Source organism: Oscillospiraceae bacterium, from assembly GCA_025757985.1.
Classification (GTDB): Bacteria; Bacillota; Clostridia; order Oscillospirales; family Ruminococcaceae; genus Gemmiger.
Genome location: CP107210.1, coordinates 2,487,325 through 2,512,765, shown reverse-complemented (window position 1 = coordinate 2,512,765; position 25,441 = coordinate 2,487,325). Strand labels below are relative to the sequence as shown.

Sequence of the window (25,441 nt, the reverse complement as noted above, 5' to 3'; positions counted from 1 at the left end):
AATTTAAGAGAAAAACTGCATCGAATCCACACGGGTTCCGTTGGTTCGCGTTTCAAGATGCAAGTGACTGCCCGTCACCCGTCCGGTGTGACCGACGTAGCCGATGACCTGCCCGGCCTGCACCTGCTGGCCGGTGGTGACGCAGATGGACGAACAGTGAGCGTACAGCGTTTCCAGCCCGCCGCCATGGTTGATTTGGATGTAGTAACCGTAGCTGCCGCCCCAGCTGTCAAGACCGTTGGCAACGGTGACGATACCGTCTGCGGCGGCGAGGATCGGCGTACCCTCAGCACAGGCAATGTCGGTGCCGGTGTGGGAGCTGACTTCGCCGGTGATGGGGTCCACGCGGTGACCGAACTGCGAGGTAATCGTACCCGCAACCGGCAGCGGCCATTGCAGGGTGCCTGTTGGGGCGCGTGTACCATCAGGAGACATGACTTCTCCCCCGCCCTGCTCAAAGCCGCCGAGCAATTCCGCCCATAGTTCCTCGTACTGCGGGTCCTGCAGGAGTTGCAGATAGGTGTTCTGTCGGGTGGTAAAGTGGTAGTCTGTCGCCATCTCGTCGGGTGTTTTGTGGGTCAGTTCGATTACAAGGACGGTTTCGGTGATTTCTGTAGTAGTCGGGTTGCCATCCTCATCGGTAGTGTCTATGGTAGTCGTCTCCGGGTGGGTGGAATAGTCCACTGCGTTCATTGCCCACATAGTTTCCCGCAGCTTGTCCACCTGTTCTTCCGTCAGTGCCGCAACGGGTGCGCCTTGTTCGCTGCCCGCCACATACGAAGAAAAGACCGCCAGGACATCCTGCCAACGGATGAAGTACACATCATCGTTGGCCGTAATGTCTTGGCGGTCGTGCTGTACGGTGTCGGTGATTTCTTCCAGTCGGTCACGGTATTCTGCCGTCAGTGTTTCTACCGCTTCTTGGACAGTGATTGTATCTGCGCTGGGGGCATTTGCGGCAAAAAAGATGCCGTAAGCCGAGCCGGACACAAACGCCACAAGGCTGATGACAATAATAATACTGAGTGCCACGCTAATCCCTGCAGCAATGGCCGCGACAAGACTGTGCAGACCGACAAGAAAATGCCGTATTGCCGAGCGCACCGCCACAGCCGTCTTGCGGGTGCTGCTGGTGGCTTTCTGGATAGCAAGCTGCACTTGACGTGTACGGGTCTGCATTTGTGCTTGGGTTGTTATGCTCCGCACAGTTTCATTTGCGGCGGTTCGCAGTTGGCGCTGGCCTTGGGTCACACCACGAATATCTCGTGGTGCGGTCTTGGCGGTGACGACTTTTTCTTTCGCCCGCTGGCGGGGCAAATCTGCCCCACGGCGCGGGTGCCGCGCTGCATCGGGCAGCGTGCCGCACTCGGCTTGTTTGGGGCTGACACCTCGCTCACTGGCGGTGTGGACGCGGGTGGTTTCGACCTGTTCAGCGGCGTGTCGTTCCCGGTATTTTTCTATCTGCTTGCGGGCAATCTTGCGCACCTGCTGCACGGTGAAATCTGTGTTTTGCTTGATGACCGAATATGATGTATCGGTTACCGCCGAGCTGGTATCTTGCGCAGTTGTATAATCACCGTCTCCCTGCGTAGAAGTGCTTTCCCGCAGCATGGTTCGGCTTTTCTCCTTGCCCTCCGTCCACGCCTTTTTCAGCGCAGCTTTCGGGATTTTCCCGGTTGCATTGCTTCTCGGCATATGCGCGGTTGGCTTTTCTTTAATATCTTTCATGGCATCACCCCACGTCATAAATTATTCAAATTGAATTTCAAAATCGTTCAAAAGGCTTTTAAATTCTGCACACAAGTCGCCGCTATAATAAGTCTCATAATCAAAACAAACGCGGGAAGCATCCCGCACTTACCACTGCGCCTTAGACCATGCCAGAGCAATCGCTCGGTCAAGGCCAGACAACAAATTAGGCTGCAAGGCCATTACATATAAAAACAATGCTGTATCTACCGATTTCGGGTGATACAGCATTTTCTTTGCAATTATGAAAAGATGTTGCTATAATAGAATCATCTCTCTGAAACGCGAGGTTTCTCCCATGAATTTATATATCAGTGCCGCCGAGTATGACTATCACACCCTGCTGAAAGTGGCCGAGATGGCAGGGCTTGCCGGAATCATCGGCTTTCATGAAACTGGGGACGGCTATCTGGTAACTTTCCCGGATGGGGAAAATACCGAAGCTCTCATCAACGATTATAAAGGTAGGCTGCGCGATTTGGAAAACAACATTTGGATGCACTGATGCAGTCATGCAAATCGGAATTGGGAGGTGTCTTTATGTATGAAGTAAGTGAAGCATTTCATAGGCAATACGCAGATATGTATGATAAGTTCGTGAGAATTCACTTCAAAGACAGCTCTGTCCGCACTGGATTATTTAGCGATGAATTTTATGATGACAGTTCCATTCTTGTCAGTTGCGAGGTTATTAAAATTACCGATATTGACCGAATGGAATTACTTGATAAATATATTCCAGCTTGTCGCACAGTAGAGGGCGCTTCGGCGGCCCTTTATTTTTATAAATCATTGTTTCACTCCCTTTGCTGTTCATCCGGCTTGGTCGTCATCAAACCATAGAGCTTAGTATTTTTCGGAAAACTGTTGGTGAAAGGCACGATATTACCCGCGCAGCGAATCAGCCCGCAGCCCACGGGAACATTGGTGACGTAGCCCAACTGGTTGTCCGAGATGTTCAACAGCTTCGCCAGTTCCGCGCGGTCGGTGGCGCTCTGGTTCAGCATCACGAGAAATTCCGAGTTGGCCAGCATCAGGCGGGCGGTGTCGGAGCGCAGCAGTTCGTCCACATTCTGCGTCAGCCCGGTCACAAGTCCGTTGTACTTGCGGATGCGCTTCCACAGCTTGTAGAAGAAATTGGCGCTGTACTCATAGCGGAACAAAATGTAAAACTCATCGCAGAAAATCCACGTTCTGCGGCCTTTCTTCCAGTTCTGGATGACGCGGTTATAAATCGCATCCAGCGTCACCAGCATACCCAGCGGCATAAGCTGCTCACCCAGTTCACGGATATCGTAGGCAATAATCCGTGCCTGCGTGTCCACATTGGTGTGCCGGGCAAAGGTGTTCAGCGTGCCGGTAATGAACAACTCGGACGAAAGCGCCAGCCCCTGCGCTTCGGGTTCCGGCTGCATTTGGAGCAGACGGTAAAAGTCCTGCAGCGTGGGCGGCGTACCTTTATAGCCGTTGCGGATGTAGGGCAGGTACACCTGTTCGGTGCAGCGGCCAAGGATGGATTTTTCTTTCGCCGTCACCATGCCATCACCGATCAGCTGCTCGAACAGCGACAGCACAAACTCCGACTTGCTGACGATGGGGTTGCGCTCATCACCGTAGGCGCGGTCCATATCCAGCGCGTTGATATGCGTGTCGGACGTAGCCGAAATGCGGATGACTTCACCGCCAAGGGCTTCGGTCAGATAGCCGAACTCCGACTCCGGGTCGAGAATGAGAATGTCATCCTCGGTGGAAAGCGCGATCTGCACGATTTCTTCCTTGGCGCTCATGCTCTTGCCGGAACCGGACACGCCCAAACGGAAACTGTTGCCGTTGAGCAGCAAGCGGCGATCCGCCACGATCATGTTCTTGCTGACGGCGTTCTGCCCATAGTACAGACCGTTCGGCTGCATGATTTCCTGTGCGCGGAACGGAATCAGCACGGCGGTGCTTTCGGTGGTAAGGGTTCGCAGGGCTTGGATTTTCCGCAGCCCATAGGGCAGCACCGTGTCCAGCCCGTCCTTCTGCTGCCAGCGCAGTGTGGAAAGCTGACACAGGTGCTTGCGGGCTGTCGAGTAGAGCGTTTCGGTGTCGCTGTCGAGCTGCTCTTTGCTGTCTGCCAGATGCACCAGTGTCACCAGCCCGAACATCATCCGCTGGTCGCGGGTCGTTAGATCGTCCAGCATCTCCTTGGTTTCCTTGCGCTGGAGTTCCATATCATAGGGAATCGTGGCTGTAAAATTGTTGTTGGCATTCTGGCGGCGCTGCCAGTTGGCTACGTTCGTTTCCACGCCCAGCAGCGTGCTTTGCAGCTGGCGGGCGGCCTCGTCCGTGGGTACAGGCAGGATGTCGATGGACAGCATCAAATCGCGGTCAAGGTCGCAGAGTTCCGACACAAAGCTGTCCTTGATGTAGCTCGCATAGTCCTGCAAATACAGCACCCGACCATAACGGGCATCCAGCTTGAAATGGTCGGCGGCAAACTCCATGCTGTCCGGGCAGAACCAATCTTTGAAATGCTGGCCGCGTTTGGCGTGTTCGTGGATGTTGAACTCTGCCGCAGCCTGTTCCCCGGCCTTGAAAAAGTCGCGGAAAATATGCAGGCGCTCATTCAGCGTCAGTTCGGTTGCCACCGAGGAAAGCTGTGCAAGGTGCGTCACCAAATCTGTACCCACACGGGAGAAGTAACTGCGGGCCTCATCCGCATTGCGCTTTACCACGCTGACGGTCAGGTAGCGTTCCCGCACGATGCTGTTGCTGGTGCCGGTGACTTGGGCGGTCAGCATTTTATTAAATTCGTGGCGGTATTCATCCAACCCGTCATCCCTGTCGGGCAACAAGACACTGCGCTCAAATTCTGCTTTGTTGATGCGGCGGTTATAAATCGTGATTTTGGCCGAGGCACCGGAATCGAGGGCATTCAGCAATTCGGAGTAATCGAGGAACATGGCCGTCTTGTCCTCTTTGCTCGCAATGGCATAGTTGATGTCGGTGAACGACCACGTTTTGGAATACTGGTTCCCGACCTGAAAAATCCCATCCGCATAAATGCGGTGGATGGGGATTGCATCCTGTACGCTGCGCGGAATACGGAACTTTTCGTGTTCCATCTTCTGCGCTTTCGACAGGGTCTTAATCAAGCAGTTTCCTCGCTGTCATGGGTGTTTTTCTTCATAGGCAAACCTTTCTTTCGCTTTATGCCCGCACGGATGGCGGGCTGCATGGCTTCGTAGTAGTAACTGTCGGACTTGAACACAAGGCGTTTCGGGCAGAGGATTTCAGACTTGAACCACGCCCACAGCACCTGTTCGGCGGTCATGCCGTGGTAAGTAAAGAATCCACAGGCGGCAAAGGGTGCGGCACCCAGAATGCACATCCAGCCGATTTCTTCTGTGCCGACATACGGCTGCAAGGCAAAGTAAATGCCCACCGCTACGCCGACCGCCAGCACCGAGCAGATGAACTGCCGGGTGTTCAAGCCGAAAAAGATGTTTTCGTGATAGTCGCGGACTTCTTTCGGTATTTTAATTTCCATAGATTGCCCCCTTATAACCCCATAATTTCTTTGACGATGCGGTCACAGCCCTTGATGGCACCGACCAGCACCAGCAGGTTGAACGCCAGTTCCCCAACATAGGTCCAGACAGCCGTGACAACGGATGCGCTGGTATCCACGGCGGGAGGGCTGGACGAAATGGCGGAGAAAATAATGCAGGACAGTGCAATCACCACACCCTGCAAACAAACACCCGCATAACTGCGAATGAAGTTTTTACCCACGCTGCCGGTCGGCTCCCCGGCAAAGGTGGACAGCGGAATCGGTGCAATGGCTGCATACATCCACAGGCTGAACATTCTGCCGTAGACGGTCAGAATCATGGTAAAAGACAGAACTGTTATCAGCAGCCCGCCGATCAATGTGACCGCCCACAGCGGAATGGAATCCCAAAAGCCCACGTTGTTGATGGCGTCGATCAACTCCTGTGGTAGCGTCACGCTGCTCATGCCGGAACTGCCCGATTGGGTAATAATCGTAGACACCATGCCCTGCACGATGGAGAACACCGCCAGCATCAATTCCAGCCCGTAGGTCACCGCGCCCTTTGCCAGTGCAAAACGGATGAACAGCTTGAGCGCGTGTTCCGGCTTTTTGACCTCGACAAAGCTGCCGCAGGTTTTCATAACGCCTACGGCAAAAAACAGCACCAGCAGCCCATAACCGATTGCCTGCAACGCGCCGTGGATGCCTGTCATAACGCCCCAGACCTGCCCGCCTTTAAATGTCTGCGGACTTTCGGTCAGCAGCGACCAGATTTCCGCCAGCTTGTCGTTCCATGTGGAGAGTGCGGCGTTTAAGTTGCTGACGATCCATGACTCACCCACAGGACATCACCGTCCTTCCTCTTGGTATGACCCTCACGCGGTAATGAGGTCGAGGATTTCTTTGGCGAAGGTAATCACCAGCCCACCCGCCAGCGTCAGAAAGCCTTGGCTGCGCTGGCTGGGGTCGTGGCTCTGCAGGGACAGACCGACCTGCACAATGCCCCACCCCAGCAGGATAAGGCCCACCGCGCGGATCAGCGAAAAGATGAATGTGGAGAGATTTTCGACCACTACCAGCGGGTCATCTGCAGCGAACGCGGGCAAAGCAAAAACAATGCCGCACACCATAACGGCGTACAGCATGAACAGGCTGCGAGAAATTTTTACGGATTTTTTGTTGTTATTCAGCTTCATTTGGGCCTCCTGATTCTTTGTATGGTTGGCTTTATTTCTGCCACCTCAGCGGGCAGAAAGTCGTCCATATCCAGCAGTTCGTAATTTTCGGGTGCACCGGGCAGATCGTCCCGCGCATTGTCGGCGGCGGTGTAGTCGTAAGGGGCTGCGCCGCCGTCCTCGGTATAGCGGATGTTCGGGTGCTTCAGCAGATTATATTTCAGGTCAATCACGGGGCGCTCCCCTCGGATGAACAAGATGCACTTGCTGTTGTCGAGCAGACGCACCTCGTCCGGGGTCATAAGGTCGCGCCCGGACTGCTGGTGGTTGATGCTGTAACTGCCGCTGCGCCCTTTGCTTTGGTTGTAACTGGTCGTGGAGATGGTTTCCTTGCCCAGCAGTTCCGAAACGTACTTGTGGGTTTCTTTCTCGGTACCGCCGAGATAGAGGAACTCGTCGCACAAACCGACCAGCGATTCCCAATCGTCCTTGTACATGGCTTTCAGCTGCGCCATGTTTTGCACGATGATGGAGCAGAAAATAGCGCGGGAACGCATAGTGGCCAGCGCCGACAGGAATGTATCTTTCGGCAAGGAAATGTTCGCGTACTCGTCCATCAGACAATGCACAGGCACCGGCAAGCGTCCTTTGTGTACGCGGTCTGCCTGTCGGTACAGTGTCTGGATGAGTTGGGTGTAGATCATGCCGACCAGATAATTCAGCGACTTATCCGAATCCGGAATGCAGCAGAACAGCGCAATTTTGCGCTCGCCCAATTCCTGCAAATGCAGTTCGTCCGTCATCGTCAGCTTGGCGATGGACGGCAGGTTAAACGCGGCAAGGCGCACACCTACACTTACCAAAATCGATTTCGCCGTTTTGCCCGCGGCTTGTTTGAAAATGCGATACTGCTTACATGCGATGCTGTCGGGTTCGCGCATTTCCAAGCGTTCGAACAGGATGTCCAGCGGGGATTGGTAGTTGTCATCGTCCTCGTGGACTTCAGCGGCAGCTATCATCTCCATGACCATCGAGAAGTTTTGTTCTTCGGGCAGGGCCTCGTGCAGCAGGTACAGCATAAGGGCTTGGAGCAGGGCAGTTTCGGACTTTTCCCAGAAGGGGTCGCTGCTTTTTGAATGTGATGGCGTGGTATTTTGAATCAGATTTTCAATCAAAGTCAGCACTTCACGGTCATCATGCACATACACAAACGGGTTGTAACAGAACGATGCAGCAGGGTTTATGAGGTCAAAAACGATGACCTCATAGCCCTTTTTCTTCAACAAATTCCCGGTCTTACGCAAAATTTCAGCCTTAGGATCTGTAATGACCATAGAGCAGGCACATTCCAGTACATTCGGTACGCCGTAGGTTCTGGTCTTGCCTGCACCGGAGCCGCCGACGATGAGGATATTAGTGTTGTGCTTGTGTTTGTAGCCGTCGATTCCAATGTAGAAATGCTGCGCCAGCAGCAGGTTCGGTCCTCGCTTGTCCATGTAGAACTTGTTTAACCGGAACACATCGCCCCAAGCCGCCGAGCCATGCTCCGCACCGGGGCGGGTATTCTTCTGATCGGTCACAGCTACAATAACCGCTACCGCGTAAATCACCGTGAACACCAGCAAAAAGCGCGGGCTGTTGCTGACCCACGCCAACGCAAACGGCTCTGCCAGTGCGCTGTTCAGCGCATCCAGCAGAGCCGTTATTTTCATTCCCGGCTGCCAGCGGCAAGCCACCGCCAGCGCCGCCCACCATACAACAGGCAGCGGCAGCAGCCAGACCCACCAAGGATTCTTTCTTCCCGGCGTGGTGGACTACCTTTCCTCACCGCGATGGTGCAGGCGCGTTCGCTGTTCCGCATCCCACGCCAGCCGCTTCTTCCAAAGTTTGGGCAGAGTGCTGGCAATGTCAGGACTTAGCTTTCCTTGCCGTGGTTGGGGCGTTTCCTCGCGGATACTTTCTCTCAGATAATCCAACTGCCACCTGCATGAAATGTGTTCCAGATAAAACTTATCGTAGCTGTCCAGCCCGCTGATGTCGATGTAGTGCTGCACTTCAAGGCCGAGCAGGTAGCGGTCAAAAGCCTGCTCCTGCTCACGGTTCGGATAAAGCAGCACACGCATGATTTCGGCGTCCAGCGCTCCGGGGGCTTGCAGTAGTGCGGGGTATTTTCGGCGCAGTTCCTTGGCAATGCCCTCCTGCGCAAAATAGGTAGGCAAGGCTCTCCCCACAAAGGCAAGGCTTGTCAGGTACCCGCAATCTTCCCATTCAGTGTCGCCGAACGGAATCTTGAACTCAGCAAGCGCATCAGGGTCTTTCAGCGCCTGCCGAAAGACATACTGTCCTTGCAGAATCAGCCAATTTTTGAAATAGTCGAATCGGTCATCCGAGGTACCGCCGTTGATGATACAGGCCGCGGCAATCAACTGCGGGCTGTTTGCTATCCTGCGGTATTCCTGCCACGCGCAGTCGAAGCCGACTAATTCATCCGGGGACAGCTTTAAAAGCTGCTTGTACAGGGATTCCCGCAGTGGTTCACCTTCCAACGCTGGTGCTATGGCTCTGGCGTTGTCGATGACCTCCCAAAACTTATCTTTCGTCATAGGAATGTTCTCTTGCCAGTTCTGCATCTTCTTCACCAGAGCAGCAGCGGGGTGTGCGCGTGCAGCAACCGGGTCAGTGCATCATCCACCGCATCAGTATAACCGCCCTCTGCCAAGCGCTGGGTGCGCAGTTGGTTGAGGGCTGCTTTTGCCAGCCGATACTCTGCCGCCGACAGTGTCAGTTTGCCGCCTGCGGGCAGATCGTTAACCCGCAGAATGAGCCGTCCGGTTACCTCGGTGCTGCCGCCGTTGGCACGCTGGCCGTAGTAGACATCGCCCAGCGCCCGGAGCAGTATGCTTTTGTTGGCACGGTCAAGTTTAACTTTACGTTCTGTCATTGTTTTTCACCATCCTTTGCTCACAGCATATCATAGAACTGCTGCAATAGCTATCCGTCATTTGAAAACAAACGGAAAACAATCAGCCGCGCTCCTGCTGGCGAGATTGCTTCTTGGCAGACGGCACGGCAACAGCGTATTCTGCGGCGAGCGGTTCGCGGGTCTGTACAGCCAGCGTGCGGCTCAGACTGCGCAGTAGCCCTCCACCAACGGTGTTCACATCCGACAGAAAGCCCCGCTGCTGTTCTTTGCCCAGATTGCCGTACAAGGCAACCACGCGGTCAAAATTGAAAGCGGCGGTGTCCAGCCCATAGCGGTGCGCCACCATGTAGGCGGTGCAATAGCTGTGCGCGGCGTAAGCTTGCCGGTTGTAGGTGTAGTCCTTATGGAAATCCGTCTGTGCGCGCTCCCGGACGATGGCGCACAGCGTCGTGCCTGCATCCATGCCGTTGCGGACATAAATCGTGCGGTTCTTGGGAACATACTGCGCTTGGATGCCGTCCGGCAGACTGTCCGAGATTTGGATCGGCACCGGGCTGCTCTCGATGGCCGCGGCGACCAGTTCATCCACTTGGTAGTTAGCGGGCGGCGGTACCGGTCTGCCGCGCGTCTGTGTAATGTCGAACACCTTGCCGATATTATACCCGGAAGCCTTTCGGCCGTTATTCTCGTACACCTGCCCCACAATGGCCGTGTAACCTTCCTCTCCTGTACGGATATGCCTTCCGGCATCCTTCCATTGCTGGAATGTGCGGGCGTCCGTGATGTCGGCGTTCTGGCCGGAGAGCAAAAGCTGGTTCGGCAGCGAGTTTCTGCTTTGCGACATGAAGTTGAGAAATTCCTTCAAGGCCGGGGCATCTGCCAGTACCTCACCCATGCGGGCATCCACCTGCATCCAAACCGCTTCGCGCTCTGCTTTCTTCATGGCGGCATAGTGCCTGGATCGGCTTTTCGGGCATCTTCAATGAACCACTCTCCCTTCGTGTCAAACAGGGCATTATAGCTGCGATTGGCATACTTGTCGATTTCGCAGTGACCCACACATTCAAAGCCCCCGGCTCGGGTCAGGCCCTCGCGGAAACCGCCGATGCCGGAGAACATATCTACGAACTTGATCAAGGGCACAACTCCCTATGGGGATGTTTGCCGGATCTGCGAAGGTGCTTAATAGGCGCCCCTCATCAAAAACAAAAGCAGCCCGTCATAGGCTGCACCAAACAAGATTTTTTTACCGTTCATAATGTATAAACCTCCTCGTATTATAAAGTAGTAGTTATTAGAGTCCCTCTCCAAGGACAAAATGCTACAATAGACAAGGTGCTGTGGATTGGTTTAAACCTCCTACCGCAAGACGGTTTCCGAAAGGCTCCAACCACGGCTCTTTGTTTTTAGTGTTAATCAGTTAGATACCGCCAGACGGTTTATATAGAACGAGGTTACATAGCAAAGAGGTGTGGCTCTAAGCAGCACTGTAAAATAAAACGTCGGAGGTAAAAAAATGATTTTTGTTGGTATCGATGTTGCAAAGGACAAGCATGATTGCTTTATCCTCAACTCGGAAGGAACGGTCTTGGCAGATGTATTTACCATTGCCAATAACCGCATCGGTTTTGAGACGCTTCTTTCAAGAATGCAGAGCTGTTCCCAAGGTGAAAACAAAATAAAAGTAGGGCTTGAAGCCACAGGACATTACAGCTACAATCTGCTGGGGTTTCTTTTAGACAGCGGCCTGGCAACCTATGTCATTAACCCTCTGCACACGAACCTCTACCGGAAAAGTCTCAGCCTGCGAAGAACCAAAACAGATCGGATAGACGCGCGTACCATTGCAATGATGCTCATGTCTGATGTGGACCTCAAGTCCTACTCAAATACAGCATACCACAATGAAGAGCTAAAGTCACTAACCAGATACAGATTTGATAAGGTAAAAGAGCGCGCCAAACTGAAAAGCTCCGTTGCGCGGTTAGTGAATATTCTGTTTCCGGAGCTCGAAAAGCTGGTCTCAAGCCTGCACATCGCTGTTGTATACGCACTGCTGAGCAACTATCCGGGTGCAAGCTATATCGCAAGCGCCAATACTGAAGAACTCGCTGAGACTCTTTGCACCGCCTCTAAAGGTCGTTATACCAAGTCTAAAACCGCGGAAATCCAAGTAGCCGCAGGGGTCTCCATTGGCTCGAAAATGCCTGCTAAGTCTATGGAGTTGAAACACACGATTGCTCTCATCCGCGAACTGGACAAAGAAATTTCTGAGGTAGAATCCGCAATTGACAAGATTACATCTCAGATGGATTCTCCCATCTTTACAATCCCCGGTATTGGCCGACATATGGGTGCAATGATTCTTGCTGAAGTTGGAGATTTTTCCAACTTTGCAAGCGCAGACAAGCTGCTGGCTTATGCTGGACTCTCTCCATCTACATATCAGTCAGGGCAACTGCAAAACTGTTATGCTCACATGGAAAAGCGTGGCTCCAGATATTTGCGATATGCTCTTTTCAATGCCGCCAAATATGTTTGCCTTTGGTGTCCTACATTCTCGGCCTATCTTGAAAAGAAGCGTTCTGAGGGAAAGCATTACAATGTTGCCATCTCTCATGCTGCTAAAAAGCTGGTAAGGCTTATTTTTGCTATGCAGCGTTCTGGGAAAGCCTTTTTAGCTGATTATTAAGCGTGCGATTTTATACGGAGCGAGTATCCGACAACGGATGCTCTTGTTTGCTATACCAATTTTCACCACCTTAAAATTTCTCTCGAAAATTTTGTTTTGGGGCTTGACTTTTAATAGTTAGTCTTTTTCCTTCTGCTTTTCTACCTATTATTAAAACATTGGAATCACCCCCTACAGTGAATTCAGGAAATCGAGCGCAGAGTCTGGTATAGCATTCACTGGCGGTGGGCTTGGAACAGCGCCGGTTATGTTGACTGCCTGCAACTCCTCCCGCACCACCTTGCGGATGCTTTTCTCCAGCCTATCCGTCTGTTCTGCCGCAAGGATACTCTGCACCAGAAACTCTTTGCGTTTGGCAGGCGGCACCTGCTGCAACAACGCCCACGCGCGGCGGTGTTGCGGTTCGTTAATGTTCGGGCGGAAAACATATTGCGATCGTTTCATACCTCGCTTTTGCGGCGCGACACGGTGGCCAACGCACGCTCGAATCCGACCGCGTTCACCTTGTCGTCCAGCAGGAAAATCGTCTTACAAAGGCCGTCTTTGGGACTTAGGTGGCGGCTCACCACCGATGCGCCGCCGCCCAGCAACACGGCGGGGATGGCGTGCAAATCGAATCCCGCTTCCATCGTGGCAGACAGAAGATGCTCTGTGTACTTGCGACCTTGTTTGTTCACAATGTCGCGCACCGTATCGCTGACCGTGCAGGGCTGACCCGCCAGCATATTTTCGATTTGGGCATCCGTGAGGGACAGCCCGGTTTCGCGCCGCACCTGCTCCCGGATGTCATCTACGCAGCGGATCATGCCGAGCTCCAAGCTGTGCGCAGTGTCAGCCGCAGGGATGGCGTTGTCGATGCGCATAAGGTCCACTGTCCAGCCGCCCAAATCTATGAGGAGCATTGATGGCTCGTCCTGCAACAGCCCGGTTTCGGTCATAAGGGCGGCGTAGCCTTGGGGGAAGATGGCAACTTCTTCGATAGTGATGCTGTACTCCACACCCTCGAACTTGTAGTTCACAGGCTGGTTGCTTCGCAGCAGATAATCTTTGAACTTGGGTTTGTCGCGCCCAAAGCTGGTCAGCGGCAGCCCCGCCGCAATGCGCACCGAGCATTCGGGCGGCAAGCCGCGCTGCCGGATTTCTTTTGCAATCGCTGCCAGCGTCAGCAGGTAGTAGTTGTCGTTTATGGTCTTGTCCCGCTGGATAGGCTGCCGCCCGGAGCCACAAACAAAAAAGCACCCGTCAAACTCTAAGAGTCCTTGGCGGGTGTAGGGTTCGTGTTCTCCGTAGCTGGTAAGTCCAGCCGGAAATGAACAATGCGCTGTTTTGATGGCGTAGTAACCGTGGTCGATGCCGATAATGATGCTCATGGGAAATACCTCCATTTTTTGTATTCTACAATCTATAATAAACGGTTGCCTTTTGGGGCTTCCGGAATTTTTGCATGAAAAAAGCGGTTCATTGGTATTGTACCAACAAACCGCCATTAAGGATTTGGAGAGCTTATTTTGACAGTCCTCTCCCCTTCTGATATAATTTACTCTTGATTGTCGCCTCCAAATTATGAGGGAGGTGAACGCTTGAGTTTTCAGGAAATAATTTTGCTGCTTACTTTTATTGGCAGCTGCATATATGCCACCGTTTCTCTTACACTAAAAGTTCTTGAATTTCTCTCAAAAAATAAAAAGAGCCGCTGACTTAGACAGAAGTCAGCGGCAAATGAAAGCACTCCACAAAGCGGCAATCATTATGAAAACAGCCTTACGTTTCCGTAAGGCTATTTTTGGTGCACCATCGGGGACTCGAACCCAGGACCCACTGATTAAGAGTCAGTTGCTCTACCAACTGAGCTAATGGTGCATATATGAGATTTACGCGATACATCGTGAAATCTCAATTTGGATAGTTCAGTCGAAGTTCATCATTCACAGCTTTAGTGTGAGTCAATTACGCTACCAACTGAGCTAATGGTGCTTATAAGAGAAGCCGGCATCTACCTATTTTCACAGGCCGTTTCCAGCCAACTATCTTCGGCACAAGTGAGCTTAACTTCTGTGTTCGGAATGGGAACAGGTGGAACCTCACCGTCATCGACACCGGCCAACGCGTGACCATTGTCATGCTTCTCTTTTTGTTGAGGATGTACCCTCAAAACTGAATATCGAACCGCTTTTGCAAATAGAGTATCTGATCAAGATGGGGTCAAGCCCTCGACCTATTAGTACACGCTAGCTGAATGAATCACTTCACTTACACTGTGTGCCTATCAACCTTGTAGTCTTCAAGGGGTCTTACCTGATTGACTCAGTGGGATATCTTATCTTAAGGCCGGCTTCACGCTTAGATGCTTTCAGCGTTTATCCGATCCGAACATAGCTGCCCAGCTGTGCCACTGGCGTGACAACTGGTGCACCAGAGGTTCGTCCATCCCGGTCCTCTCGTACTAGGGACAGCGCCTTTCAAATATCCTGCGCCCACGACAGATAGGGACCGAACTGTCTCACGACGTTCTGAACCCAGCTCGCGTACCGCTTTAATTGGCGAACAGCCAAACCCTTGGGACCGAATTCAGCCCCAGGATGCGATGAGCCGACATCGAGGTGCCAAACCTCCCCGTCGATGTGGACTCTTGGGGGAGATCAGCCTGTTATCCCCAGGGTAACTTTTATCCGTTGAGCGATGGCATTTCCACTCACATACCACCGGATCACTAACTCCGACTTTCGTCTCTGCTCGACCCGTCAGTCTCGCAGTCAGGCTCGTTTATGCGTTTGCACTCATTCATCTGGTTTCCGTCCAGATCGAACGAACCTTTGAACGCCTCCGCTACTTTTTAGGAGGCGACCGCCCCAGTCAAACTGCCCACCTGACAATGTCCCCCGCCTCGATTCAGAGGCGCAGGTTAGAATTCCAATGTCGCAAGGATGGTATCCCAACGTCCACTCCACGAACGCCAAAGCATCCGCTTCCCAGTGTCCCATCTATCCTGTGCATGCAACACCGAAACCCAATATCAGGCTACAGTAAAGCTCCATGGGGTCTTTCCGTCTTGTCGCGGGTAACCGGCATCTTCACCGGTACTACAATTTCGCCGGGCGGGCTGTTGAGACAGTGCCCAGATCATTACGCCTTTCATGCGGGTCAGAACTTACCTGACAAGGAATTTCGCTACCTTAGGACCGTTATAGTTACGGCCGCCGTTCACTGGGGCTTCAATTCAATGCTTGCACATCTCCTTTTAACCTTCCAGCACCGGGCAGGCGTCAGCTCGTATACGTCATCTTTCGATTTAGCACAAACCTGTGTTTTTGGTAAACAGTTGCCTGGGCCTATTCTCTGCGGCTCACTCTCGTGAGCACCCCTTATTCCGAAGTTACGGGGTCAACTTGCCGAGTTCCTTAACAACCCTTCTCCCGTTGGCCTTAGAATCTTCTTCCTACCTACCTGTGTCGGTTTGCGGTACGGGCACCTTAGATATACACACAGCTTTTCTCGCCTCTCATCCAGCCGGACTTCGGTACTAAATTTCCCTCGATCACTACCAGAACCAACACCTGGCTCCGACCTTCTGAAAGTGTCCCTGTGCTTAAATCTTTCGGTGGGGACGGAATCTCTACCGTCTGTGCATCGGCTACGCCTTGCGGCCTCACCTTAGCTCCCGCCTAACTTGGAGCGGACGAACCTTCCTCCAAAAACCTGAGGTTTCCGGCCATGTGGATTCTCACCACATTCGCGCTACTCATTCCGGCATTCTCACTTCTGTAAACTCCACAGCCGCTTACGCTACTGTTTCTCCGCTTACACAACGCTCCCCTACCCCGCATCTTACGATGCAGCCTAAGCTTCGGTTTGTATCTTAGCCCCGTTAAATTTTCCGCGCAGAGACGCTCGACCAGTGAGCTATTACGCACTCTTTAAATGAGTGGCTGCTTCTGAGCCAACATCCTGGTTGTCTGCGTATTTCCACATCGTTTTCCACTTAGATACAATTTGGGACCTTAGCTGTAGATCTGGGCTGTTTCCCTTTTGACAATGAGATTTATCTCACACTGTCTGACTCCCATACATCAATACTCCGGCATTCTTAGTTTGATAGGCTTCGCTACCCTCTCGGGCGCTAGGCCATTCAGTGCTTTACCTCCGGGTATCTAATATGAGGCTAGCCCTAAAGCTATTTCGGGGAGAACCAGCTATCTCCGAGTTCGATTGGAATTTCTCCGCTACCCACAATTCATCCGCCGCCTTTTCAACGGAGGTCGGTTCGGCCCTCCATGAAATTTTACTTTCACTTCAGCCTGATCATGGGTAGGTCACCCGGTTTCGGGCCCATTGCATGTTACTGAACGCCCTGTTCAGACTCGCTCTCGCTACGCCTCCAGTCCTTAAGACCTTAAGCTCGCAACATACAATCGCTCGCCGGACCGTTCTACAAAAAGTACCATATCACACGTTGATGTGCTCTATGTGCTTGTAGGCACAAGGTTTCAGGTTCTATTTCACTCCCCTCCCGGGGTCCTTTTCACCTTTCCTTCACAGTACTATACGCTATCGGTCACTGGGTAGTATTTAGGGTTGGAGGGTGGTCCCCCCATCTTCCGACCAGGTTTCACGTGTCTGGCCGTACTCTGGAACTCGCGCAGCTCTCGCCGTTTTCATCTACGTGACTCTCACCCTCTTTGGTTGGCCTTCCCATGCCATTCGATTAACAGCTAAAGTCCTAAATGCGGTCCATACCCCGGAAGGATTTCTCCTTCCGGTTTGCCCTCTTCCGCGTTCGCTCGCCACTACTAACGGAATCTCGTTTGATGTCTCTTCCTCGCCCTACTTAGATGTTTCAGTTCAGGCGGTTCCCTTCCTGTACCTATGGATTCAGTACAGGATAACAGAGTATGAACTCTGTTGAGTTTCCTCATTCAGAAATCTCCGGATCAAAGGATGTTTGCTCCTCCCCGAAGCTTATCGCAGCTTACCACGTCTTTCATCGGCTCCCAGTGCCAAGGCATTCTCCTTGCGCCCTTTGTAGCTTGACCGTTGTTTATCTCTCGATAAACATATCTTATTTCAGATTCTCCATTTGCCAACGAGATTTTACCATTTACTGTCGAACTTGCGTTCTTCAGTTCCGCTTGGTGAAATTATAGATTTTAATTTAAAATCAGGAATTTTACATAGCTAATAAAATCTCATTTCGCAGTTCTATATTCAGTTTTCAAGGTACATCAGCTACTTGCGTAGCTCCATAAGGGATTTGTGGGTTGCCCTCACAGGCAACCTGTGGTGGGCTGAAATGGACTCGAACCATCGACCTCTCGGTTATCAGCCGAGTGCTCTAACCAGCTGAGCTATCAGCCCAAATGGTGGAGATAAAGGGATTCGAACCCTTGACCCCCTGCTTGCAAAGCAGGTGCTCTCCCAACTGAGCTATACCCCCGCGCTATTTGCGTTTCGGGTTTCGCTGTCCCTTATGCTTTGAGGGTTTTGTTTACGGGATGAACCCGCAGGACCCTCAAAATTGAACAATACTAAAACTTGCTTTCCTGTCCAATGTCATTTAGACCAGCTAAATCACATTGTCTGACTCCCTAGAAAGGAGGTGATCCAGCCGCACCTTCCGATACGGCTACCTTGTTACGACTTCACCCCAATCACCAGTTTTACCTTCGGCGGCGTCCTCCTTGCGGTTAGACTACCGACTTCGGGTCCCCCCGGCTCTCATGGTGTGACGGGCGGTGTGTACAAGGCCCGGGAACGTATTCACCGCGGCATGCTGATCCGCGATTACTAGCAATTCCGACTTCATGCAGGCGAGTTGCAGCCTGCAATCTGAACTGAGACGTTGTTTTTGAGTTTTGCTCCACCTCGCGGTCTTGCTTCTCTTTGTTAAACGCCATTGTAGTACGTGTGTAGCCCAGGTCATAAAGGGCATGATGATTTGACGTCATCCCCACCTTCCTCCGTTTTGTCAACGGCAGTCTCGCCAGAGTCCTCTTGCGTAGTAACTGGCAATAAGGGTTGCGCTCGTTGCGGGACTTAACCCAACATCTCACGACACGAGCTGACGACAACCATGCACCACCTGTCTCGATGTCCCGAAGGACTTCATGCATCTCTGCACTATGCATCGGATGTCAAGACCTGGTAAGGTTCTTCGCGTTGCTTCGAATTAAACCACATACTCCACTGCTTGTGCGGGCCCCCGTCAATTCCTTTGAGTTTCAACCTTGCGGTCGTACTCCCCAGGTGGATTACTTATTGTGTTAACTGCGGCACTGAAGGGGTCAATCCTCCAACACCTAGTAATCATCGTTTACGGCATGGACTACCAGGGTATCTAATCCTGTTTGCTACCCATGCTTTCGAGCCTCAGCGTCAGTTGGTGCCCAGTAGGTCGCCTTCGCCACTGGTGTTCCTCCCGATATCTACGCATTCCACCGCTACACCGGGAATTCCACCTACCTCTGCACTACTCAAGGCCAGCAGTTTTGAAAGCAATTTATGGGTTGAGCCCATAGTTTTCACTTCCAACTTGCCGGTCCGCCTGCGCTCCCTTTACACCCAGTAATTCCGGACAACGCTTGCACCCTACGTTTTACCGCGGCTGCTGGCACGTAGTTAGCCGGTGCTTTCTTGTTAGGTACCGTCATTATCGTCCCTAACGACAGGAGTTTACAATCCGAAAACCTTCTTCCTCCACGCGGCGTCGCTGCATCAGGGTTTCCCCCATTGTGCAATATCCCCCACTGCTGCCTCCCGTAGGAGTCTGGGCCGTGTCTCAGTCCCAATGTGGCCGTTCAACCTCTCAGTCCGGCTACCAATCGTCGCCTTGGTGGGCCGTTACCTCACCAACTAGCTAATTGGACGCGAGTCCATCCTGAAGCGAATAAATCCTTTTCCCGCAGATCCATGCGGATCCGTGGGCTTATGCGGTATTAGCAGTCGTTTCCAACTGTTGTCCCCCACTCCAGGGCAGGTTACTCACGCGTTACTCACCCGTTCGCCACTAAGCTTAAAAAGCAAGCTCTTTAAGCTCCGTTCGACTTGCATGTGTTAGGCGCGCCGCCAGCGTTCGTCCTGAGCCAGGATCAAACTCTTTATAAATGGTATTTAATCACTTACAAAGTGTTAAATCGCTGTAATCACTCAGACACAATCGCTTGCGTCCTGTATGAATTACTTGTAAATTTGGAATTGATTAACGTGGGTTTCCAAACCCACGATCAAGGTTCCACAAGTTTCAGTTTTGTTCAATTTTCAAGGTCCTGCTGTGCTGTCGCGTCTCCGTGACAGCTTGTATATTATATATCAGAATCACTTGATTGTCAAGGGGTTTTCTGAAAGTTTTTTTGAAGATGTTTTCTTCAAAAAACATATACAGGCTGTTATGAAGCGCTTTTCGCGGCGTGTCCGCCGCGAGACAGCTTGATTATTATAGCAATGTGTATGACTATTGTCAAGGGTTGTTTTTGATTTTTTCGACAAATTTTGAGGGGGATTTTTGGGCAAGGTGCATGTTGGGGATTTGCTGTGCGATTGATACAAGCTGTAGTATCGGATAGGTTGCGGGCCGGGCATGCCCGGCCCCTACAGGGTGGTGGAGGGTGAGGTTGGTGGTATAGGCAAGGTGGGCGGGAGGGATGAATCCCTCCCCTACGGTTTTAGGTTGAACAGAATGTAATGGCTGGGTTGCGGGCCGGGCATGCCCGGCCCCTACGGGGTGGTGGAGAGTAAGGTTGGCGATGTAGATGAGGTGGACGGGGATATTTTCAACATCGGCGGTGAGCTGTTGTGGAAAGCTCTTGCAATTTGTTCCTTATTATAATAGTATAAAGACAACACACTTGAAATGAGGGCTATCCATGATCCTGGCATTCAATATCGGCAACTCCAACATTACCTTTGGCGGGTACACGCCGGACGGCAAGCTGGTCTTTTCCTCGCGGCTGTTTGCAGACACCGCGCTGAGCAGTGATGAGCTGCTTTATAAAATCGTAAACATGCTTGCGCTCTACGGCACCGAGCCGCACCAGATCACTGCGGTCATCTTTTCCAGCGTGGTGCCGGCGCTGACGCCGCGGCTGCGGGAGGCTCTGCGCAAGATGTGCGAGTGCCAGATCATGGAGGTCGGCCCCGGGCTGAAAAGCGGCGTGCGTATCCGGATGGACAACCCGGCCCAACTGGGCGGCGAGCTTCTCTGCGCCATCGTGGGCGCACTGCAGCACTGTGCGCCGCCCTGCGTGGTGGTCAACTTCGACACAGCAACCACCCTGCTGGCTGTGGATGCCTCGGGCGCTCTGGTCGGCGGCTCGATCCTGCCGGGGCCGCAATGCTCGCTGTCGGCGCTGGTGCGCAACACAGCGCAGCTGCCGCAGGTCGAACTGGAGGCCCGCCCGCGCCGCCTGCTGGGGGCCAATACGGCGGATTGCCTGCACAGCGGTATTGTGTTCGGCACGGCCGCAATGCTTGACGGCATGGTAACCCAGATCCGCGCGGCGCTGAACGCCCCCGATGCCCCCGTAGTTGCGACCGGCACACTGCCGGACAGCGTACGGCTGACCTGCGCAACGGACATCACCTACCGTGAGACGCTGATCCTTGAGGGGCTGTATGTAATATGGAAGAAGAACGCGCGGAAATGATTGTAAAATAAGTGCTAAGGGCAAGTCTCTCCCCTACGGTTTTAAGATGAAAAGCCGGGCATGCCCGGCCCCTGCGAAGCAAGACAATATTTTAGCAAAGCCTCTTTCACGAGAGGCTTTATTTTTTTGCCCTGCTATGTTATAATGTATTATGTATTTTTGTGTACAAAATTATAGAGAAAGGTATCAATTTATCACCCATGCAACATCTTAAAAAAATAGACTGGAAGAAATTTATCCTGCAGGGGGTACTCCCCTGCCTGTTGGCTGTCGCGGTGGGCTTTATCTCCCGCTATCAGCTTGAATTGTCCGACGGCGTGACCGAAAGCTTTTTGCAGCTGCAGTGGCCGCTCTACGCGCCGCTGAACGCCCTGACCGCCTTCTGCCTGACACTGATCCTCTTTGCACTGTGCGGCAGATGGAGCCTCTCCACGGGGCTGTCCGGCGCGATGTTCACGATCATCGCGCTTATCAACTACTACACCCGCGACCTGCACGGCTCGGCGCTGATGCCCCAGGACATTTTGAATCTGGGCACCGCCGCCGAGGTCATGGGCAGCTACACCCTCAAGATCACGCAGGATGTCGTAAAAATCGCCCTGCTCTATCTGCCGATCCTCGGCATCGCCTTTGTGCAGCACCTGCTGGCAAAGGGCGCGCCCAAACGCGCAGGCTGGCCCGCACGCATCGTGCGCATAGCGGGCAGTGCGCTGGGTGTTTTTCTGGTCATGTTCTTCGGCTACTTCGGGCCGGTGAGCATCAAGCCCAAGACGACCTACGGCTGGGCATGGCAGAACACCTACTACACCTACGGCTATCTGGCCGGCACGATCGAGGCCACCAGCCTGATGGCCGACCCCATCATTGAGCCGGAAAACTACAACGATGCGGCCGCCGTAAACTTTGCCCGCAAGGCCGATGACTATACAGCCCCCGCCAGCCCCGAGAGCGCCGAGGACTACCCCGACATTGTGCTGATTTTGTCCGAGAGCTTCTACGACTTTGACCTTGTGACCGACCTGCAGGCCGACACCGACATTATGCCGGTGACCAAAAACCTGACCAACGCAGTCTACGGCCACACCATCAGCCCGCATGTGGGCGGCGGCACCAACTCCACCGAGTATGAGATGCTGACCTCCAACTCGCTGATCCTGATGCCGAGCATCACGCCCTTCAACTGGCTGAACCTGTACAACGCCAACAGCGTTGTCAGCTACCTGAAGGGGCTGGGCTACACCACGATGGCCGCCCACCCCTACACCAACTCCAACTACCGGCGCGATTCCGCATGGCTGGCGCTGGGCTTTGACGAGACCCATTTTGAGAGCGACTTCCCCACCAAGGAGACCTACGGCGACCGCCCCTACCAGACCGACTCCGCCACCTACCGGGATTGGGAGAAGATGTACGAGGCCATGCCCGAGGACAAGCCCCGGTTCAGCTTCTTAGTCTCCATCCAGAGCCACGGCGACTACGATATGAACGATGCTTCGCTGGATATTGTCCACGCGGGCACCGACTACGGCGAGTATGACGAGCTGATGGACGAGTACCTGAGCTGCATTAAGATGACCGACGCCGCCGTGCAGGAACTGTGCGACTATTTCACCGAGCAGTACGAAAAGACCGGCCGCAAGGTCATTGTGGCCATGGCCGGCGACCACGCGCCCAGCTTTGTCAAGCATGTGGCTGACGCGAGCTTTGCTGCCACCGACAACGATTTGCAGCTTTTGCAGCGCAGCACGCCGTTCTTCATCTGGGCCAACTACCCGCTGGAGCACACGGCCGCTGCCACCAGCACGGCCGACCCGCTGAACCGGATGGACATGGTCATGCTGGCCCCCACCCTGCTGCAGCAGGCCGGTCTGCCGCTGAGCGACTATTACAAGTATCTGCTGGAAATGAAGCACAACACCCCCGTTGTGACCGCCGCCAACGATTACATGAAGGTGGACGGCACGACCGCCGAGTACGGCGCTGACCCTGCGCTGGACGAGTGGGCCAAGGGGTATCTGAGTCTGGAATACAACAACATCGGTGCCCACGCCAAGCGGGACCAGAGCATTTTTGACCCCGCCGAGTAAGAGGAGGAATCCCGTATGACTGGTCTGAAACGAACCCTGCGCAGCCGCCGCGGCTTTACGCTGGTGGAGCTGGTCGTCGTGCTGGTGATTGCAGGCATAACAGCGAGCTTTGCCGTGCCTGCGCTGACCGGGTACATCGACAACGCCAAGGAGAAGCAGGCCGTCAGCGAGACGCAGGCGTGTGTGGAGACAGTGACCCGCATTGCCGCGCAGAAGTACGCCGAATGGCAGAAAAACACGACCTATCAGCTTGCAGGTGGTAATGAATTAACCAGCAGTGCTGAATTTCAGCCGTTAGTCGGTTGCACCGGCACCACAAGCAACACCCCGCCCGCCGTGACCGGCGGCGATGTTGCACTGACCGAGGGCAGCGGGCAGTATCTGCTGCATGTCACAAATTGGGCTTTCGGTGGCTTCCCCGCAACGGGCAGCACTGCCGATATCTCTGCTGCGGCCTCCGTGACAGGCACGATAAATACTCTGACATGCAGCAGCAGCGGGCAGGTTGTGTATTTGGTGTACACCAGCAAGGATGGCATCACCGTTGTTTATACCAACAACGGCCGTTCCTCCACCGTAAGCACAAAGGCCGATGCCGTTGTTGTGCCGACACCGGGGCCGGACAGCAGCGGCGGCGGTGGTGAAACCGGCGGCGGTGGTACGACTGGCGGCGGAGAAACCGGTGGCGGTGGTACGACCGGCGGCGGGGAAACCGGCAGCACTGCTACCGCAGGCGAAAAACAATTCATTATCCATATGCAGGATGTCAGCACTGGGAACTCTTTGCCTTTTGCAAACAAAAGATATCACATTAAAAGCGGCGAGAACGGCGAGAACGACTTTTATGTGGAATCTGATAGCAACGGCGATATTCTGTTGGATATTTCTCCTCATGAGTCTTGGCTCAAACGTTCCGAAACTGTTATCGGGGATACGCCGACATTTATCACCGAAGATGAGGTTCCTCCCGGCTATCAAAGCATTCCCAGTGATACAAAAATCAATATCAATGTTTGCCTTAAAGGGAACGACTATTATCTCAATAACATACAGGATGACGGAAATTACAATTCAGGTGTTGTCGATATGCCCAACAGGCGGCTTACCATTATGCGCTTTCCCGTTGCCAAATTGAAGCTGCGCGTCACTGACTCTAATAATAATGCACTGTCCGGTGCTATTTTTGAGATCAAGAATGGCTCAAATACTGTTGCTACACTCACTTGTGATGATAAAGGAGAATGTTCCATTCCTGTCAAACTGCATGAGGGAGATAATATCGGAGATTCTGTTTACCTGACTGCCGAAAGCCAACCTAACCATACTTATGTTATAAAGGAAACCTATCCTCCTGCCGGATATCAGGGAGACATCACCTGTTCTTTTCATTTATATTATAAGGCATATCCCTCCGAGCCATCTCCCCATTGGCAAACTTGGTTCTATATTGATAGTAGTTATAACGGTGATCATAAAGAATGGGGTAGCTATGAGCGGGAAAAAACAGTTGGTGAAAACGATTCTTTTCATGTCATAAACACCAAGCGCCAACTGTGTACTGTCTATATCCGTAAAATTGATGACGCCGGAAATCCTGTATCCGGCGCCAATCTAAAGCTGACAGCTGACAACAATAGAGATGCTATTGTAAACACCAATGTCATGGAAAGCTTTGTACAATCCAAGCAGTTCTCTACCGCTGCTGCCGTATTCGAGGTGCGGCAGGGTCAGAGCTATACGCTTGAAGAAACAAACGCTCCTGCCGGATACACCAAGGCTGATAAACTGCCCTTTTTCGTTGAACCTGGCTGTACCAAAAAGGAAGTCACCATGATTGACCATAACTCAAGTGAGGATAAATCTGATATAAAGCTCGACAAGGTCACTTTTAATCAGGCAAATAACTGGGCACACAAACTCACTACGGATAAGAGTATCAGTTTTAATGGCGGTGAAATTATTTGCTGGAAGGGTATCGCTTACTACAATTATGAAAAGGAAAATCCACTTACCTATAATATTGAAAATAACAAGCGTGATGAATATAGTAAAGCTGATTCTACCGAACTGAATAATGCTCCCAATCCCATGGACTTCTTAAACAAGCATCTCAAAGATAAAAAGTCCGATAAAAAAGCAGCTGACTATATTGTTTCCCTTACGGGTAAGGCTTATTTTTATAATGAGCAAAATGTAACACTCAAAAAAGGTGACATTGTTATTCCTGAAGATTATGGGAACGGGGTTCCTGAAGATAATAAGAACAAAAAAGTATATGTCTATATCGGTGACACGGATTTATCCCTTACCGATAAAACTCTCAGCGATAAAAAAGAAAACTTTACTACGCTAGAGCATAAACCACAGGATAAAGACAACAAAACATATAATTTCACCCTTAATAAATAAGAAAGCCCCCACCCAGCCGCAGAACATCTGCACTTGGGTGGGGGTGATTTTATTTGCGAAGTCTTTTCCCTCAAAAGGAGGTAGCCGCGTGGTTGTGCCCCCCTGACCGCGGCAAACAGGGCGGGGCGAGGCGAGCATCGGTCCCTACTATCGCACCGTAGGGGCGGGGTTCTACTCCGCCCGTGGAACTTAGCGCTGCCGCCAAGCTGCACGGGCGGAGCAGAGCCCCGCC

At 52.6% G+C, this 25,441-nt stretch carries 17 protein-coding genes, 3 tRNA genes, 3 rRNA genes and 1 pseudogene; 6 read left to right on the top strand and 18 right to left on the bottom strand.

What is annotated here, in order from left to right:
* Positions 1 to 3: 3 nt before the first annotated feature.
* Positions 4 to 1,728, bottom strand: coding sequence for a M23 family metallopeptidase (locus OGM67_11980; protein UYJ34281.1), 1,725 nt, complete (start codon positions 1,726 to 1,728; stop codon positions 4 to 6).
* A gap of 319 nt (positions 1,729 to 2,047) precedes the next feature.
* Here OGM67_11980 and OGM67_11975 point away from each other — a divergent pair, with 319 nt between their 5' ends.
* Both OGM67_11975 and OGM67_11970 read left to right on the top strand, forming a co-directional pair.
* Complete coding sequence (locus OGM67_11975) at positions 2,048 to 2,254, top strand: hypothetical protein (protein ID UYJ34280.1); 207 nt, start codon at positions 2,048 to 2,050, stop codon at positions 2,252 to 2,254.
* Positions 2,255 to 2,289: 35 nt separating this feature from the next.
* Positions 2,290 to 2,592: a hypothetical protein gene (locus OGM67_11970; GenBank protein ID UYJ34279.1), complete on the top strand. Its 303-nt coding sequence runs from the start codon at positions 2,290 to 2,292 to the stop codon at positions 2,590 to 2,592.
* Here the strand turns inward: OGM67_11970 and OGM67_11965 are convergent.
* The 9 genes and pseudogenes from OGM67_11965 to OGM67_11925 all read right to left on the bottom strand — a co-directional run bounded on the left by OGM67_11965 (position 2,547) and on the right by OGM67_11925 (position 10,528).
* Positions 2,547 to 4,856, bottom strand: coding sequence for a TraE family protein (locus OGM67_11965; GenBank protein UYJ34278.1), 2,310 nt, complete (start codon positions 4,854 to 4,856; stop codon positions 2,547 to 2,549). The two genes, OGM67_11970 and OGM67_11965, sit on opposite strands and share 46 nt — an antisense overlap.
* A gap of 26 nt (positions 4,857 to 4,882) precedes the next feature.
* On the bottom strand, positions 4,883 to 5,281 hold the full coding sequence (locus OGM67_11960; GenBank protein ID UYJ34277.1) for a PrgI family protein: 399 nt from the start codon (positions 5,279 to 5,281) through the stop codon (positions 4,883 to 4,885).
* Positions 5,282 to 5,292: 11 nt separating this feature from the next.
* On the bottom strand, positions 5,293 to 6,129 hold the full coding sequence (locus OGM67_11955) for a hypothetical protein (GenBank protein UYJ34276.1): 837 nt from the start codon (positions 6,127 to 6,129) through the stop codon (positions 5,293 to 5,295).
* 33 nt (positions 6,130 to 6,162) lie between these two features.
* A complete protein-coding gene (locus OGM67_11950) occupies positions 6,163 to 6,432 on the bottom strand; it encodes a glutamyl-tRNA amidotransferase (GenBank protein UYJ36231.1) in 270 nt (89 codons plus the stop codon).
* Between the two features lie 47 nt (positions 6,433 to 6,479).
* Positions 6,480 to 8,174: a type IV secretory system conjugative DNA transfer family protein gene (locus OGM67_11945; protein UYJ34275.1), complete on the bottom strand. Its 1,695-nt coding sequence runs from the start codon at positions 8,172 to 8,174 to the stop codon at positions 6,480 to 6,482.
* A 102-nt stretch (positions 8,175 to 8,276) separates the two neighbouring features.
* Positions 8,277 to 9,065, bottom strand: a complete 789-nt coding sequence (locus OGM67_11940) for a DUF4240 domain-containing protein (protein ID UYJ34274.1) — start codon at positions 9,063 to 9,065, stop codon at positions 8,277 to 8,279.
* 32 nt (positions 9,066 to 9,097) lie between these two features.
* Positions 9,098 to 9,403, bottom strand: coding sequence for a hypothetical protein (locus OGM67_11935; GenBank protein UYJ34273.1), 306 nt, complete (start codon positions 9,401 to 9,403; stop codon positions 9,098 to 9,100).
* Between the two features lie 82 nt (positions 9,404 to 9,485).
* A complete protein-coding gene (locus OGM67_11930) occupies positions 9,486 to 10,328 on the bottom strand; it encodes a hypothetical protein (GenBank protein ID UYJ34272.1) in 843 nt (280 codons plus the stop codon).
* 2 nt (positions 10,329 to 10,330) lie between these two features.
* Positions 10,331 to 10,528 (bottom strand): annotated as a pseudogene (locus OGM67_11925) (DNA cytosine methyltransferase).
* A gap of 373 nt (positions 10,529 to 10,901) precedes the next feature.
* On the opposite strand from OGM67_11925, the gene OGM67_11920 reads away from it, so the two are divergent.
* Complete coding sequence (locus tag OGM67_11920; protein ID UYJ34271.1) at positions 10,902 to 12,077, top strand: IS110 family transposase; 1,176 nt, start codon at positions 10,902 to 10,904, stop codon at positions 12,075 to 12,077.
* 171 nt (positions 12,078 to 12,248) lie between these two features.
* Here OGM67_11920 and OGM67_11915 read toward each other — a convergent pair whose 3' ends face one another.
* From OGM67_11915 to OGM67_11880, 8 genes are all read right to left on the bottom strand, one after another.
* On the bottom strand, positions 12,249 to 12,521 hold the full coding sequence (locus OGM67_11915; GenBank protein UYJ34270.1) for a plasmid segregation centromere-binding protein ParR: 273 nt from the start codon (positions 12,519 to 12,521) through the stop codon (positions 12,249 to 12,251).
* Positions 12,518 to 13,441, bottom strand: a complete 924-nt coding sequence (locus OGM67_11910) for a ParM/StbA family protein (protein UYJ36230.1) — start codon at positions 13,439 to 13,441, stop codon at positions 12,518 to 12,520. Before OGM67_11910 ends, OGM67_11915 begins: the two co-directional genes overlap by 4 nt.
* Before the next feature lie 420 nt (positions 13,442 to 13,861).
* A tRNA-Lys gene (locus OGM67_11905) sits at positions 13,862 to 13,937 on the bottom strand.
* Between the two features lie 124 nt (positions 13,938 to 14,061).
* Positions 14,062 to 14,178: ribosomal RNA gene (gene rrf / locus OGM67_11900) — 5S ribosomal RNA — on the bottom strand.
* A 97-nt stretch (positions 14,179 to 14,275) separates the two neighbouring features.
* A 23S ribosomal RNA gene (locus tag OGM67_11895) occupies positions 14,276 to 17,107 on the bottom strand.
* Between the two features lie 245 nt (positions 17,108 to 17,352).
* A tRNA-Ile gene (locus OGM67_11890) sits at positions 17,353 to 17,429 on the bottom strand.
* A gap of 3 nt (positions 17,430 to 17,432) precedes the next feature.
* Positions 17,433 to 17,508 (bottom strand) — tRNA-Ala (locus OGM67_11885).
* A gap of 155 nt (positions 17,509 to 17,663) precedes the next feature.
* A 16S ribosomal RNA gene (locus tag OGM67_11880) occupies positions 17,664 to 19,175 on the bottom strand.
* Together the 16S, 23S and 5S rRNA genes with 3 tRNA genes alongside form the textbook arrangement of a ribosomal RNA operon.
* 758 nt (positions 19,176 to 19,933) lie before the next feature.
* On the opposite strand from OGM67_11880, the gene OGM67_11875 reads away from it, so the two are divergent.
* The 3 genes from OGM67_11875 to OGM67_11865 all read left to right on the top strand — a co-directional run bounded on the left by OGM67_11875 (position 19,934) and on the right by OGM67_11865 (position 25,209).
* Positions 19,934 to 20,713, top strand: a complete 780-nt coding sequence (locus tag OGM67_11875) for a type III pantothenate kinase (GenBank protein UYJ34269.1) — start codon at positions 19,934 to 19,936, stop codon at positions 20,711 to 20,713.
* Between the two features lie 200 nt (positions 20,714 to 20,913).
* Positions 20,914 to 22,800, top strand: coding sequence for an LTA synthase family protein (locus OGM67_11870; protein ID UYJ34268.1), 1,887 nt, complete (start codon positions 20,914 to 20,916; stop codon positions 22,798 to 22,800).
* Between the two features lie 15 nt (positions 22,801 to 22,815).
* The gene (locus OGM67_11865; protein UYJ34267.1) at positions 22,816 to 25,209 is read left to right on the top strand and encodes a prealbumin-like fold domain-containing protein; all 2,394 of its coding nucleotides are present in this window, start codon (positions 22,816 to 22,818) and stop codon (positions 25,207 to 25,209) included.
* The last annotated feature ends 232 nt before the right edge of the window (positions 25,210 to 25,441 follow it).

Coding starts and splice junctions, on each gene's coding strand:
- OGM67_11950 (UYJ36231.1), bottom strand. CDS start 6,432: ATGCTGTACGCCGTTATGGTGTGCGGCATTGTTTTTGCTTTGCCCGCG.
- OGM67_11980 (UYJ34281.1), bottom strand. CDS start 1,728: ATGAAAGATATTAAAGAAAAGCCAACCGCGCATATGCCGAGAAGCAAT.
- OGM67_11920 (UYJ34271.1), top strand. CDS start 10,902: ATGATTTTTGTTGGTATCGATGTTGCAAAGGACAAGCATGATTGCTTT.
- OGM67_11930 (UYJ34272.1), bottom strand. CDS start 10,328: ATGAAGAAAGCAGAGCGCGAAGCGGTTTGGATGCAGGTGGATGCCCGC.
- OGM67_11915 (UYJ34270.1), bottom strand. CDS start 12,521: ATGAAACGATCGCAATATGTTTTCCGCCCGAACATTAACGAACCGCAA.
- OGM67_11865 (UYJ34267.1), top strand. CDS start 22,816: ATGACTGGTCTGAAACGAACCCTGCGCAGCCGCCGCGGCTTTACGCTG.
- OGM67_11935 (UYJ34273.1), bottom strand. CDS start 9,403: ATGACAGAACGTAAAGTTAAACTTGACCGTGCCAACAAAAGCATACTG.
- OGM67_11940 (UYJ34274.1), bottom strand. CDS start 9,065: ATGACGAAAGATAAGTTTTGGGAGGTCATCGACAACGCCAGAGCCATA.
- OGM67_11960 (UYJ34277.1), bottom strand. CDS start 5,281: ATGGAAATTAAAATACCGAAAGAAGTCCGCGACTATCACGAAAACATC.
- OGM67_11970 (UYJ34279.1), top strand. CDS start 2,290: ATGTATGAAGTAAGTGAAGCATTTCATAGGCAATACGCAGATATGTAT.
- OGM67_11875 (UYJ34269.1), top strand. CDS start 19,934: ATGATCCTGGCATTCAATATCGGCAACTCCAACATTACCTTTGGCGGG.
- OGM67_11965 (UYJ34278.1), bottom strand. CDS start 4,856: ATGGAACACGAAAAGTTCCGTATTCCGCGCAGCGTACAGGATGCAATC.
- OGM67_11945 (UYJ34275.1), bottom strand. CDS start 8,174: ATGAAAATAACGGCTCTGCTGGATGCGCTGAACAGCGCACTGGCAGAG.
- OGM67_11870 (UYJ34268.1), top strand. CDS start 20,914: ATGCAACATCTTAAAAAAATAGACTGGAAGAAATTTATCCTGCAGGGG.
- OGM67_11975 (UYJ34280.1), top strand. CDS start 2,048: ATGAATTTATATATCAGTGCCGCCGAGTATGACTATCACACCCTGCTG.